This is a genomic window from Schlesneria paludicola DSM 18645 (assembly GCF_000255655.1).
GTDB lineage: Bacteria > Planctomycetota > Planctomycetia > Planctomycetales > Planctomycetaceae > Schlesneria > Schlesneria paludicola.
In genome coordinates this window covers 1,131,403-1,144,563 of sequence record NZ_JH636434.1, presented here as the reverse complement: position 1 = coordinate 1,144,563, position 13,161 = coordinate 1,131,403, and the positions used below count along the sequence as shown (strand labels likewise).

Here is a 13,161-nt window from a genome sequence, read left to right as displayed (position 1 = left end):
GAACTCTGATTTACCTCGCTACGTCATATTTTCGGGCCTGCTCCACGAAAATAACCGACACAAGTTCACTGTGATCGCGATGCGGATGTCGAAACGATTCCGTCAACGACATTACGCGTGATGGATCTCTTCCCACCCTACTATCGATGTTTCTAAAACTATCATGAACATGAAGCCCCGACCGTCTTATCCCCGTTCGACACCCGCGGCTGGTTCCCCTTCGGCGGATTGGGAAGCTCCTGAAGCAGGCCCGCTGTCCGCCTCGATGCATCGGGAAGGTCCGTTGGCACGGGAAGCTTCGGTTTCCCGAGATGCGGCGTCTCGTGACGCGGCCGCCCGCGATGCGACTCCTCCCGCCGCGCCATTCGACGATGATGAAGACGATGACTCGAGCCACTTCGTCGCGGACGAACGCTACGAAGAGATCAAGCGGGGCGATACCGATATTCATATCGCCGAATTGCAGCGGTTGACGATGAAGGACCTGATCGTTCTCGCCAAGAAAGAGAACATCACCGAATACACCGGCCTCAAGAAGCAAGATCTCATTTTCAAGATCCTCAAAGAGAGGACGAAAATGAACGGGCTGATGTTCGGCGAAGGGACGCTCGAAATCCTGCAAGACGGCTTCGGATTTTTGCGTGCGGCCGATTATCATTATCTGCCCTGCCCCGACGACATTTATGTTTCCCCCAGCCAGATCCGCCGATTCGGGTTGCGGAACGGAGCCATGGTCGCGGGCCAGATCCGACCTCCCAAAGAAAACGAACGCTATTTCGCGCTGCTGCGCGTTGAGGCCATCAACAGCGAAGATCCGAATCTGCTGACCGAGAAGGTCTTCTTCGACGATCTGACGCCGCTCCATCCGACCCGTCGGTTGAAACTATGCTCTGATCCGGCGGAACTGAGCACGCGCGTTGTCGACATGGTGGCGCCGATCGGGATGGGGCAACGTGGATTGATCGTGTCTCCTCCGAAAGCCGGTAAGACGATCCTGCTGCAGAAGCTTGCCAAAGCCGTGCTTGCGGCCGACCCGGAAGTCTACGTCATCGTGCTGTTGATCGACGAGCGTCCCGAAGAAGTGACGGACATGGAACGTCAGGTCAAAGGCAAGAATTGCGAAGTCATCAGCAGTACGTTCGATGAACCACCCAGCCGACACATTCAAGTTTCGGAAATGGTCATCGAAAAAGCCAAGCGCATGGTCGAGTATGGCCAGCATGTCGTGATTTTCCTGGACTCCATCACGCGGCTTGCCCGCGCCTGGAACACGGAATGTCCGCATTCGGGCAAGATCCTGACAGGTGGTGTTGACGCCAATGCGCTGCAGCATCCCAAGCGATTTTTCGGTGCGGCCCGAAACGTGGAAGAAGGCGGCAGCCTGACGATCGTCGCCACCGCGCTGGTCGATACTGGCAGCAAAATGGACGACGTGATTTTTGAAGAGTTCAAAGGGACCGGCAACACCGAACTGCATCTGGATCGCCGGATGGTCGAAAAACGCGTCTGGCCCGCGATCGACGTCAACAAGTCCGGTACTCGTCGTGAAGAACTGCTGCTGACCGAAGAAGAATTGCGACGCGTCTGGTTGCTACGGCGCGTACTCAATGACATGAATCCGGTCGAAGCGATGGAATTGCTGGTCAGCCGTATGCGCCGCACCAAGTCCAATGACGAATTCCTGATGACGATGAATCTGAGCTAACGAACGCGATGAATTTGGACAACGGAATCGTCTTTGACGTTCGTTGCCGTACGCAGCAACCTCACTGCGTGCAGCGACTTCGACCGCGGTCTTAAGTCGGTCGTCGTCAAGATGTCAAGACGACGCTGGAACCGTAGCCAGCCGTTTGCTGGCTCAAGCTGGCGTCAGGCGACCGGCCGAATCCCGTAAGGTCGCCGGCGTGTCGCCGCTGACGTCTCCGGGAGTGCCAGAATCGTGGGACGCGACTTCCGCAGTTGGAAACGCAAACTGGGCGTCGTGACGCTGTTGGTGGCCTGCGTGTTCATGGCGGGCTGGGTGAGAAGCCAGAGTTTCTTTGATATCGTCGTCTTTCCGGCATTTTATGACGCCACAGATTCGGCGATCTTAATGTCCTGGAAACGCGGGTTGCTTTTGACATCGCGAGTCGGGGCGATAAGTGTCCCAACCGGATGTCGGATGCTGCCACATTTGACAACATTCCGTGCGTCGAATCCAATCGCTCGGTCGATTACTGATGGATTGGCCGAATTGCTGGACAGTTCATTCATTCAATGGAGCTGGAAACTACAGGGAGTCGGCTATCTTGAACTCGTCGAAGACGACATCGGTTCCCACGGAGTTTGGTACTTGGTGATTCCCTATCCTGCCATCGTTACCCCCCTGATTCTCCTGTCCGCCTATCTGTTTCTCCGCAAGCCGCGAGTCGCGAAAGCCCCTGCGAAATCGGCCTGAAAAGTCTGGCACCCTGTCGTCTTCCACGAGCAGAATTGCATTCATGCTTGAGTCTTGGGCGTAATCCTGAATAATCATTGAGATCTCTTACCGCGACCATACCACCTTTCGCTGAATGACCGTCCTAAAAATGCCGTTGACGCCTAATGTTCTGGAAGGATCGCTGCTGCTCGGAAATGTCCGCGTGGCGATCGTCGTGTCGCGTTTTAATGATCTCGTGACCGACCGGTTGCTGTCTGGAGCCATCGACACGTTTCGTCGACATGGGCTGTCTGATGATCGGATTACGGTCGTTCGAGTTCCCGGGTCATTCGAAATCCCGTTGCCGGCGAAACGCCTGGCCGACAGTGGCCAATTCGCCGCGGTTGTCTGTTTAGGGGCCGTCATTCAGGGCGAAACCTCGCACCACGAGTACATAAACCACCCGATGGCGTCCGCAATCATGCAGTCGTCGCTGTCGAGTGGCGTGCCGGTCACGTTTGGCGTGCTGACATGCCAGTCGATGGATCAGGCACTCGATCGAGCGGGTGGTAAGGCGGGCAATAAAGGGATCGAAGCGTCTGTGGCAGCGATCGAAATGATCAATCTGCTCGCGATAATGAAGTCGCAAGGGCTCTGAGCTTTGCTTCGAATTCCGAACTTGCGGAGCCGTTGTTCCCGCAAGTCGGATTCGCTTTCTTCAGATTTGACCCCCTCCCGCCTGATTCTGCAGCTATAATCGTGTCGGTCCCGCCAAAACTGCCTAGTCTTCCGTTGAGCACCTGAATGTCCCCCCGCCGCCATCAAGCCCGCGAAGTCGCGTTGCAAATGCTGTTTCAGAAGGATCTGAACCCCGACGTGTCGCCCGACATGATCCGCGAGCAGATTCGCGAAATGCTCGAAAACAACGAGCAAATGTGTCGCTTCGCCTGGAGTCTGTTCGCTGGGACGATCGAATCGCAAAAGATGATCGATCAGAAGATCGAATCGGTGGCTGCGAATTGGACGCTCGGCCGGATGCCGCCGACCGATCGAAATGCGATTCGCCTGGGGGCCTTCGAACTGCTGTACACCGACACGCCGCACCCCGTCGTGATCGACGAAGCGTTGGAATTGGCAAAAAGCTTCGGATCGGCCCAATCGGCTTCATTCGTCAATGGGATTCTCGACAAGTTGGTGCCTTCAGCAAAGCGAGCAGCGCCGAAGGCCAGCCCCAGCGAAGACGACCAACCCGCGATCGATGCCGCAGAATAGTTCGCACTTTGCGAGGAAGTTTTCTGTCACGTTCCCTCGTTCCCAAACTCTGTTTGGGAACGCTTCCTCTTAAGCTCAGCTTCCCTTCAATCGCCGTGAATCGAATTAAAATAATCGACCGGAAATGGCTTGAGTGCGTCGGAGTGGCGCTCAGCGAGTTCTCCGGTTCTGCAGAGATCGGATCGTCGGAAGCATCCCCAACCTGCCGCTTTTGAAGTTGCGCAGTTTGTGTCATCGACATGAAAACTTCGCAGCCCTGTTGCGAGTGACGATCGGTTGCGTGTGAGCTCTTCCTTCCCGGAGTGGGCGCGGACGGGTAAAAGCCCAGGTCTGTGATCGCTTCGATCGCTGCCCTGGGTGACGGAACTCCACAAGATTCGCCGCTCTGTACTCGCCGCTCCGTCAAGAGCGGCAGGAAGCGATCGATTCGATGACCCGACTTGGATCGTTCTTTTGCCCTGCCAGGGCAGAGTTTTGGCGATGGTGAAGCCCAGGAGAGCGATCGAAACGATCGCGCACCTCGGCTTGTTCACGCCACCACGTTGTGGTGGTCAGAGGGATGGAGATTGTGCGCACATCTCCTCCCTGAGTGAGGAAAATCTCAACGATGGCACCATCAAAAGCAGGAGCCTGACAACGAGGAATCACCGGCCGCAGAGGTGACGAGACCCAAGCGGATCAATCGCTCGCGGCATCGTTCTGTCATCCACCGCGTGTAAACTGGCTGACGCGTTCCCATAGCGGCGGTCCCATTGTTAGCAGCCCGACAAGAATTGCGGCGAGACTCAGGATCAAGACGGCGCCCGCAGAAACGTCCTTGGCGATCTTCGCCCGCTCGTGAAATTCGGGCGACAAAAGATCGACGACGGCCTCGACCGTGGTATTAATGGTTTCACCCGCGATGACCCCGCCAATCGTCAGGATCAAAATGCTGATTTGTTGCAGGTCAAGCTGTAGCCAGACGGCCATGATCAGCACGAGGGAACCAAACACGACGTGAATCTTGGCATTTCGTTGCGTTCGGACGGTAAACGCCAGTCCGTTAATGGCGTGTAAGAGACTCCTTCCAAAACTGGGTTGTTTCACGCCGTCTGTTCCTCAAGCTTTGAATCGCACAACCGCTGGCCCTGCCGTCATGATTTCCGATTTGGAAAGGCATCCGATGAGACGCGCCTGAATCGCCCACGTTCACCATCGGCAATCATACCTGGATGATCGCAAATTCGCCTTGCTGGCAGCACATCAGGTGGGAAACCGTGCGCGGGTTCGATGGCACTCGTCTGTCATCGTGCGGCATGGTCGGATATCCCGAAGAAAGGTCGGTCCCATGAGCGCGGCCAATCGGCTGACGGGTGGCCGATTTTCCTGTCAGACACTACGATACCTGCACGGAAATTTCAAAAATCGACTTGTTACTTTTGATTCATGGATGCCATGACTGACGACACGCTGAACCGGATTGAACAGAAGGTGTACTCGGGCGAGCGAATCACGTTCGACGAAGGGATTTTCCTGGACGAACGCGCCGACCTGCTGACCCTTGGACGCATGGCGAACCACGTTCGTGAGCGTAAGAACGGCAATTTCGCGTACTACAACACGAACGTCCATTTGAATCCGACCAACGTTTGCGTCTACCGCTGTCGGTTCTGCGCGTTTCGGGCCGATCTTCGGGCCGAGAAAGCCTACGTCTTCACCGATGACATGATCCGCGAGCGAGTGCTGGAAGCACGCTCGAACGGCGCGACTGAGATTCACGTCGTCGGCGGACTGCACCATCAGAAGAAGTTTGACTGGTACCTGAACATCGTACGCGTGCTGCACGAGACCTGTCCCGAAATCCATATCAAGGCGTGGACGGCCGTCGAAATTGGCTGGTTCAGCTTTATCACCAAACAGCCGATTGAATGGGTTCTGAAGGAACTCGTCGATGCGGGGCTGGGCAGCATGCCGGGGGGGGGAGCCGAAATCTTTCATCCGGAAATCCGTGACCAGCTTTGCGAACACAAGGCCGATGCGACAAATTGGATCGCCGTGCATCGTGCCGCTCACCAAGCGGGACTGCGTTCCAACGCGACGATGCTCTATGGGCATCTGGAACAGGCGAAGCATCGGATCGACCATCTCTGTCGATTACGCGACCTACAGGACGAGACCGCTGGATTTCAGACGTTCATTCCATTGGCCTTTCATCCCGAGAACACCGGGCTTGACCAGATTCACAAACCGACTGGTTCGATGGACCTGCGGATGATCGCCTTGTCCCGCATCATGCTCGACAACTTCGACCACATCAAAGCATATTGGATCATGCTGGGCGAACAAATTGCGCAGGTCGCGTTGGGATTCGGAGCGGACGATCTGGACGGCACCGTCGTTCATGAAATCATCTATCACGACGCGGGTGCGAAGACCCCTGAAGGTCTCAGCGTCGAGCATCTTCACCGCCTGATTCGCGAGTCGGGACGTGAACCCGTCGAACGCGATACGCTCTACCGAAAAGTCTTACGCGACGGTGCGAGCTGGACCGTCGGCGAGCCATTGATGGCCGGATAAGTCGCTGGCTTTGACCGGGGCCAGACGTCTCGTCAGATCATTCAAATTCGCGGTCGTTGAACAGTTCCAACGGTTGCGGTGCTGGATCGATCCAACGGACGTTCGATCCTTCTGTTTGTTGGGCATTCAGAGCGACACGAGATTCGCTGGAGCAGCGGCATATTGCATTTTCTGATGAAGACGAATACCTTGCGAAATTGACAGGTGATGATCTTCTCGCATCGTCTGGTTCACAGGTGACCTGACCGGGAACACGGAATGACAATGCGGCTTCGGCACAGAAAAGGGATGGGCATGTCAACACGTCTGGGTTTTAAGGCACTCGCCGTCGCGGCGTCGTTGGGGTTGGTCGGCGCGTGGGGCGATCAGGCAGCACAGGCTCAGTATCATTCCCACTATCATCAACACCGACATACGACTCATCACCATCATGATGCCATGGGGCACCGCGTCGACGACGCAGGGCATCATATCGATCTGCACGGGCATCACACCGGCGCGGTGGGTGTCTATGACAATGGGGCTCGCACACTTCCTGCCTATCCCGGAACGGGCTATCCCTCAGTAAACTACTCGACAACCTATGGCGGTCGGCCGGGTTATTGGTCGAACGGATCGTTCATTTACTCGTCCGCACCCGCAACGGCGATCGTTCCGGGAACGACGATCGTTCAGGGGGCGGTGCCCGCGCAACCGATCGTCGTTGGACGACCACCGCAGAACGTGGTGCCCGGGATGGGGGGGCAACCGGCGCCAATCCCTGGTCGCATTACGATTCTGAATCCACCCGGATCGGGCGGAGAAGTTCGATACCGGCTAAACGACTCTGATTTCGTGATCAAAGAAGGGTTTGCCCAGGTGGTTGAGAATGATCGGAACTGGATCGTTCATTTCGACAGCGGCGGATCAGCGGGTGAAGTCCGTTATACGCTAAGCCCTGGGACGTTCAAGTTCAAAGTCACCGAGACTGGCTGGAACTTGCTGCGAACGACCGACCCCATTCCAACGTCGCCGGTCAACACGGTCCCTTCGTTGCGGTCAGATGTCCCCGCGCCAACTCCCCGGCCCGATGGCCCCTGATTCGTTTCGTAACTTTCGGAATTCGATTCCAAAAGATGATCAGCGTCAGGGCTTCTGAAGACCGTCTGTTCGTCAACGGGCGTCGACTTTGGGCAGCGTCGTCCGCATGACAATCCAATGTCGCCAGTTTGCTTGATGGACAAGATAGACATGTCCATCTTCGACCGGAATGCCTTGTTTTTGCTGGCCATCGAGTTCATCCAGATCGACATCAAACCGATCGCTGAGCTGACCGGCTCCCAGGTCCTTGACATGGCAAGGACCGTAGGCATGACGTAGTAATAGCTTACCTTCGTGTTGCCCAATGACGAGATCGCTTGCGTATTCCGGGATCTCATCGCTGGCTCGCCAGCGATCATCGGCCTTAAGACTCGTTTTCGCGTATTTTGCGTTGGTGAAATTACTGGTGTGAGAAACCGCGAATTCAACGTCCATTTTGCGAACCACTTCGACGGGGATGGGGGGCAGTTCCTGGGATTCACCTTCGGTAAACACGATCTCTCGATGCTGCATCACGCAATTTGGTGCTGTCACCCAAAGGTCGTACTTGGCAGGTGACATTCCTATGACGGTGAATGTTCCATCCTTTGCAAGGTCCGAGTTGAAGATCTGATGGAATGGGCCCAGACCATCCGTTCCATTGCTGGGGGTATTCACCGGGTCGACCGCAATGCTCCACGTCAATTGGATTTTGTCGAGGCGCGGAACCCCCGGGTGCGCTTCGATTTCGATTCGACCAGTGCCAGAAGCAAGCTGCTCGGCGGGAAGCGGCTTCATGTGAATTTCTCCCAGGTTCTCAATGGGACCAGGGCCTTTGGGAATGACGTTGATGGCTTCATAGCCATGTAATCGAAAACCGATCGGGCGATTGGCGGCCCCGACAGCGTCAACGAAGGAGCCGTCCTCAAGCAGGATCATCTGCGAGACGACCGATCGAGGACTTCGGCCATCGTCGAGCACAATTCGGCCAAAGATCACATGTCCTTTTTTGGCGGATGCGATTTCCTGTTGCGATTGTTCCTGGCGCTGTTGGAATTCTTTTGCAACCTTCGGATTCGTTTCGTTCAACTCCGCCAGAAATGTTTTGATACCGGAATCGAGTTTGTTGACTTGTGAATGGCTAAGAGTCGGAAACAGACACAAGACAAACAAAATTTGGCAACAACAACAGATGGCTCGCAGCATCACTCGACACCTCGTACTTTCGGTTATATCTGAAAATGCATCGGACGAGAGACGGAAGTATGCTCGTCGGATTGGGGGGGACAGAGTCGCATCACCGTTCGCAGGCCGGGGGCGGGCTCATTGTCCCGTGGCCAAGGGAAGGGGGTTCTCAGGCGGAAACGCTGTGGATTCCAAGTGATTCGCGAAAATGTGCCTGTCCCCCCTCTCTGTGAACGGTGACCAGAGTCACGCCCAATGATGTCACGGTAGCATAGTCTTCCTCAAAATCTCGTTCTGATAACGTGTGCACGGCACGATTTGGAGACATCGCTAAAAACGCTGCGAAAGTCGGCGAACAATCTATCTGTTGAAGCAACAGGAGCAGACTTCGCACGAATTCAAAAACACCAAGACGTTGTGAGTCACCGTTCACAGCCCGAAGAGAGGGGCAGGCACAATTTCCCGGATCATTGGAATCCGCAGCGTTTCCGCCTGAGAACCCCCTTCCCTTTGCCGCGGGACAATGAGCCCGTCCCCGGCCTGTGAACGGTGATGTTGTGAACGCAAAATTACCAGTTTTCCACTTTGGCCTGAGATCGGGTCACAATTGCACTGCATGAACAAAAGGATGTCGCACAGTGAGTGAACGAGAGTTCGAAGAGTCTCGAGATTTTTGGAATCGAGTTGCGGATGATTGGAGGAGTCAAGTAGGTGATGACGGGGATGAAAATCGACGCTTAAACTCCGATCCGGTTCTGTGGGCATTCGTGGACGAAGTTCGCGGGCTGACGGTCCTTGATGCTGGCTGTGGCACCGGATATTTGACGAAAAAGCTCAGTGACCGCGGGGCGCGCGTGACTGGAATCGACTTTTCCGAGCGAATGATCGCGATTGCTCGGGACCGCAACCCTGACCTTCAGTTTCAGGTGGACTCCTGTTCGGAGCTCCACACAATTCCAGACAATTCGTGTGATCTCGTGGTTTCAAATTATGTGTTGATGGATGTGCCCGACTTCCTGGGGGCGATCCGTTCATTCCATCGAGTCCTGAAGAGAGACGGTCAGGCTGTGATTGTGTTTTCACACCCCTGCTTTCCACAAGGATGTTCGATCGCATCCAACCACGTCGGTGGCGTCGTGTACGATTGGGATTTCTCGTACTTTCAACAGACGAAGCGCGTCGATCCACCGTGGCCACATTTCACGTCAGAATTCATCTGGTTCCATCGGCCCTTGTCTGACTATTGGAAAGCATTCGTCGCTGCCGGGTTTGCCATTGTGGATTTCGAAGAGCCTCGAGTCACCGAAGATCGATACCATCTTGCTTCGTCAGAAGCGCGTCTGACGAAGTCCAAAACTCGACCATATTCGGTGGCGTTCAAGTTACAAAAACGATCCTCACTCGCCTGAGTCGTTCGGGCAAGATGCCTTCAGGGGACCATACGATTCGGCGTATGGCCCCTGCCGTTCCTGTTGAGTCCCTTGAGAACAATCTCGAAAAAAAACTCAGGCCGTTGTCGATCTGCGTGGCCGGCGTTCGACAGATTTCATGAGTACGGCAGTTCGTCGGACCTGTTTCGAGGTTTCAGGAGAAAAATCATGCTGCGAAAATTGCTGGTTTGTGGATTGATCGTGGTCGGTCTCTCGTTTGCGGTGACCGGGGATGACAAACACAACCATTCGTCGGACGGCACCAAGAACGCCGGGCTTGAGAAAATGAAGTCGCTTGTTGGGACCTGGGTCACTCCCGATAAGGACGGAAAGCCTACCGACGAGATTGTGTCGGTGATAAAGCTCACCGCGGGGGGGACAGCGATTCACGAAACGCTGTTTCCAGGGCAGCCGCATGAAATGGTGTCGATCTATACGGCGGATGGGCCCGACCTTGTGATGACGCACTACTGCATGCTCGGAAACCAACCTCGAATGAAGGCCAGCACGAAGTCGCTGGGGAACAAGATCAACTTCGAATTTGCGGGCGGCTCAAACCTCGATCCGAAGAAGGACAAGCATATGCATTCTGCCATCCTGACGATCGTCGATGCCGATCACATCGAAGTCGACGGTACCGGCTGGGAGAACGGTGCTCCGGCCAAGGACATGTGCAATGGCATGAAGCTGGTTCGTAAGCAATAAGGCCACGATGCTGATTTCTGGCGCGGGATGGCTTCTTGGGATTGCAGGAGCCATCTTGCGCCGTGAACACAAACGTTGATCGCCGATCTGAATGGGGCTGTTCACGTACGTCGAAAGACTCCGAGCGTCTGCCAGAGTTGCCCAGGAATTCGAATGGCACGCAGAGGTCACGCAATTCGAATCGAGTCGTACCGATGCGGATCACCCTGGTAATGTGGGTGCTTCTTCCTTTGATCGTAGTTCATCATCACCGTGAGGGTCTCCAAAGCATCGCCGACGATGTAGTAACAGATCGCTTGCATGACATCATCGGTCGTGCGAATGCATCCATGCGTGGGATGATCTGCACCGCCTTTTGAGTGTCGACCGGAATGAACGCCTACGCCAGCGTGAGAGACTCCATTGTGCGTAAAAGGCTTCAGGCGGAAAATGCCATAGGTCCCATATGCACCGTTGACGGTATCGTCGGCATTGCCATGCCGATGGGGCTTTGAAGTATCGAGAAACTGATACACTCCGTCTGGTAGGAACCGCATCTTGACCTTTGAGTCCACAATATTGTTCGCGTACCACGGACCAGAGATCTGCGTTCCGTCGGATTTGTAAAATGTCAGATCATGAGACGATCCATTAAAGATCAATGAGGACATCTGTGTTCCTTATTGCGTTCGTACCGGGTCTCGACTAGCGAATGACGAAGGCGGGGGCTGGATTACAGTGGCAGTGTTCACAAGAACACTTATTCAACCGCCTGCAGGAACGAAAATCAACGTCGGATCTCAACAATCTGCGCGTGAAATGGCGGCATCTACGTGTCGCGGCATTGACCGAGGGGTTCGATCGTTGGGATAGGCATGGGCAGAACGCGATGATGCAACCGCGTCGGCCTCCCAGCCATGCACGGTGATTGTCGCTGGCCGGCATAAATCAGCAGCTTCGCCTCAGTCTCTGCGGGGCTTTTCTGGCGTGGATGACGCTGGCGTCTCGGCAATGCAATACAGGCGCTTGCTCGAGCGGATGAACAGAGCTCCATCTTTAATCGCGGGTGTCGCGCTGAAATCTTCAGCCTCGTCGGTGACACGATTCGTGGCGAGCGGCTCGAAAGTGTCGGCTACCTTCACGACGTGCATGTCACCGCTCCTCGTGACAAAGTAGATCTTTCCGTCGGCGATCACGGGTGAAGAATAGTCCTGACCGCCGCCTCCATTCCGTCCACCCGTGCCCCTGCCTCCACGCGCGCCGCGATCGCGTGGGCTGTCTTGTCCTGCATCGTCCTGGACCTCTGCGGACGAACCTGTCCCGAGTCGGCCCTGAAAGATCCGGGTGCCAGTTTTCGTATCCGAGCAACTGAGCACGCGGTTGTTGACGAAATAAATCTTTCCATCGGCGATGACGGGCGAGCCAATCCGATTGTTGTCTTTGCCAATCCAAACCACGTGCGATTTGGTGACATCGTCTTTTCCACCGGGTTTTATCGCGATCGAGCCGCTTCCCTGGTCGCCCATTGCGTAGATCAGTTTGCCGTCGGTGACGACACTTGAGCAAAAGGATCGGACGTTGAGGGCTTCGCAGAACCAGCGGATGTTTCCTGTCTCAGGATTGAAGCCCCAGATTTCGTAAGGGACACCAACGACAAGGTCCGTACGCCCCTCATCGGAATCGATCAGGACGGGAGTGCCCCATGTTCCGCTGAACCCGTCAGCTTCCTGCTTCCAGACTTCTTTGCCTGTGGACTTATCCAATCCATACATGGCCTTACTCTCGGGCGACGCCGTCACAATCACGAGATTCTTATAAAGGATTGGACTGGAGGCGGACCCCCACCCCATCGAATCCGAACCGGTGCCGACTGTCGTTTGCCACAACTGCTTCCCATTCAGGTCAAACGCCAGCACGCCCGTTTTTCCAAAGAAAACATACACTCGTTCGCCATCGGAGACGGGCGTATGAGTGGCATATCCGTTTTCAGCGAACATTCCGCTATAGCCTTCTTCTGGCAAGTACGGATCAACGGATCGGTCCCAAGCGACGTTCCCAGTTTGGCGGTCAAAGCAGATCAGGTGACGCTTGAGGTTGGACTGCTCACCAGCACGCGTCCCGCGCTCCAGGGCATAGCCCGTCCAGCAGGTGACAAAGACTTTGTCGCCCACCACGATGGGCGATGACGATCCCGGCCCAGGAAGATCGACCTTCCATTTAATGTTTTGGGTTTGAGACCACGTTACAGGCGTGGATGCCTGATCTTGGCTGACGCCGCTGCCATTGGGCCCGCGGAAGCGAGACCAGTCTGCCCCGAAACTCGCATGACTGCTGGCAAGTACCAGCAAGATCCCGCTCCAACTTCGCAATTGACGGTGCATCAGATCGATTCCCTTTGAAACCAGGTGGCCCATTGCGTAAGGCTTATGCCACGTCACACCTTTAACGGCGATGAAGCACGTTTCGATTCATGAAAAAATGCCAGTGCGAATCCTGGTTCGTGCGATCCGGCGCGGCGTTTTTGAAGCGGGATGTCTGGGTGCACTGAGTCCCTGCTCGTGAGGAAAATCGAAGGGG

Annotated in this window: 12 protein-coding genes; 8 read left to right on the top strand and 4 right to left on the bottom strand. The window is 55.4% G+C overall.

Annotation, left to right across the window (positions count from 1 at the left end; genetic code table 11):
- The first annotated feature begins 163 nt into the window (after positions 1-163).
- The 4 genes from rho (at position 164) to nusB (ending at position 3,670) form a co-directional block, all read left to right on the top strand.
- Positions 164-1,705 carry a transcription termination factor Rho gene (gene rho / locus OSO_RS0105580; protein WP_010582495.1) on the top strand — a complete coding sequence of 514 codons (1,542 nt, stop codon included), beginning with the start codon at positions 164-166 and terminating at the stop codon, positions 1,703-1,705.
- 234 nt (positions 1,706-1,939) lie between these two features.
- Positions 1,940-2,437: a hypothetical protein gene (locus tag OSO_RS0105575; RefSeq protein WP_010582494.1), complete on the top strand. Its 498-nt coding sequence runs from the start codon at positions 1,940-1,942 to the stop codon at positions 2,435-2,437.
- Between the two features lie 130 nt (positions 2,438-2,567).
- Positions 2,568-3,056 carry a 6,7-dimethyl-8-ribityllumazine synthase gene (ribH, locus tag OSO_RS0105570; protein ID WP_010582493.1) on the top strand — a complete coding sequence of 163 codons (489 nt, stop codon included), beginning with the start codon at positions 2,568-2,570 and terminating at the stop codon, positions 3,054-3,056.
- 146 nt (positions 3,057-3,202) lie between these two features.
- A complete protein-coding gene (nusB, locus tag OSO_RS0105565) occupies positions 3,203-3,670 on the top strand; it encodes a transcription antitermination factor NusB (protein WP_010582492.1) in 468 nt (155 codons plus the stop codon).
- 702 nt (positions 3,671-4,372) lie between these two features.
- Here the strand turns inward: nusB and OSO_RS0105555 are convergent.
- Positions 4,373-4,756 carry a diacylglycerol kinase family protein gene (locus OSO_RS0105555; RefSeq protein ID WP_010582490.1) on the bottom strand — a complete coding sequence of 128 codons (384 nt, stop codon included), beginning with the start codon at positions 4,754-4,756 and terminating at the stop codon, positions 4,373-4,375.
- 348 nt (positions 4,757-5,104) lie between these two features.
- On the opposite strand from OSO_RS0105555, the gene mqnE reads away from it, so the two are divergent.
- Together mqnE and OSO_RS0105540 are read left to right on the top strand one after the other, a co-directional pair.
- Complete coding sequence (mqnE, locus tag OSO_RS0105550; protein WP_010582489.1) at positions 5,105-6,226, top strand: aminofutalosine synthase MqnE; 1,122 nt, start codon at positions 5,105-5,107, stop codon at positions 6,224-6,226.
- A 294-nt stretch (positions 6,227-6,520) separates the two neighbouring features.
- Entirely contained in the window at positions 6,521-7,306 is a 786-nt protein-coding gene (locus tag OSO_RS0105540; protein ID WP_010582487.1) for a hypothetical protein, read from the top strand.
- A gap of 72 nt (positions 7,307-7,378) precedes the next feature.
- On the opposite strand, the gene OSO_RS0105535 is transcribed toward OSO_RS0105540, so the two are convergent.
- On the bottom strand, positions 7,379-8,491 hold the full coding sequence (locus OSO_RS0105535) for a hypothetical protein (RefSeq protein ID WP_010582486.1): 1,113 nt from the start codon (positions 8,489-8,491) through the stop codon (positions 7,379-7,381).
- A gap of 617 nt (positions 8,492-9,108) precedes the next feature.
- Between OSO_RS0105535 and OSO_RS0105525 the strand changes: the two genes are divergently transcribed.
- Together OSO_RS0105525 and OSO_RS0105520 are read left to right on the top strand one after the other, a co-directional pair.
- Complete coding sequence (locus tag OSO_RS0105525) at positions 9,109-9,879, top strand: methyltransferase domain-containing protein (protein ID WP_010582485.1); 771 nt, start codon at positions 9,109-9,111, stop codon at positions 9,877-9,879.
- A 189-nt stretch (positions 9,880-10,068) separates the two neighbouring features.
- Complete coding sequence (locus OSO_RS0105520; protein ID WP_010582484.1) at positions 10,069-10,605, top strand: hypothetical protein; 537 nt, start codon at positions 10,069-10,071, stop codon at positions 10,603-10,605.
- Between the two features lie 167 nt (positions 10,606-10,772).
- On the opposite strand, the gene OSO_RS0105515 is transcribed toward OSO_RS0105520, so the two are convergent.
- Complete coding sequence (locus tag OSO_RS0105515; protein WP_010582483.1) at positions 10,773-11,255, bottom strand: hypothetical protein; 483 nt, start codon at positions 11,253-11,255, stop codon at positions 10,773-10,775.
- Positions 11,256-11,546: 291 nt separating this feature from the next.
- Complete coding sequence (locus tag OSO_RS0105505; protein ID WP_157605050.1) at positions 11,547-12,965, bottom strand: BamB-related PQQ repeat family beta-propellar protein; 1,419 nt, start codon at positions 12,963-12,965, stop codon at positions 11,547-11,549.
- Positions 12,966-13,161 lie beyond the last annotated feature (196 nt).

Bases quoted from the DNA above. Each gene is read 5' to 3' on its own strand.
- OSO_RS0105535 (WP_010582486.1), bottom strand. From the start codon at position 8,491: ATGCTGCGAGCCATCTGTTGTTGTTGCCAAATTTTGTTTGTCTTGTGT.
- OSO_RS0105515 (WP_010582483.1), bottom strand. From the start codon at position 11,255: ATGTCCTCATTGATCTTTAATGGATCGTCTCATGATCTGACATTTTAC.
- OSO_RS0105540 (WP_010582487.1), top strand. From the start codon at position 6,521: ATGTCAACACGTCTGGGTTTTAAGGCACTCGCCGTCGCGGCGTCGTTG.
- OSO_RS0105520 (WP_010582484.1), top strand. From the start codon at position 10,069: ATGCTGCGAAAATTGCTGGTTTGTGGATTGATCGTGGTCGGTCTCTCG.
- rho (WP_010582495.1), top strand. From the start codon at position 164: ATGAACATGAAGCCCCGACCGTCTTATCCCCGTTCGACACCCGCGGCT.
- nusB (WP_010582492.1), top strand. From the start codon at position 3,203: ATGTCCCCCCGCCGCCATCAAGCCCGCGAAGTCGCGTTGCAAATGCTG.
- mqnE (WP_010582489.1), top strand. From the start codon at position 5,105: ATGACTGACGACACGCTGAACCGGATTGAACAGAAGGTGTACTCGGGC.
- ribH (WP_010582493.1), top strand. From the start codon at position 2,568: ATGCCGTTGACGCCTAATGTTCTGGAAGGATCGCTGCTGCTCGGAAAT.
- OSO_RS0105505 (WP_157605050.1), bottom strand. From the start codon at position 12,965: ATGCACCGTCAATTGCGAAGTTGGAGCGGGATCTTGCTGGTACTTGCC.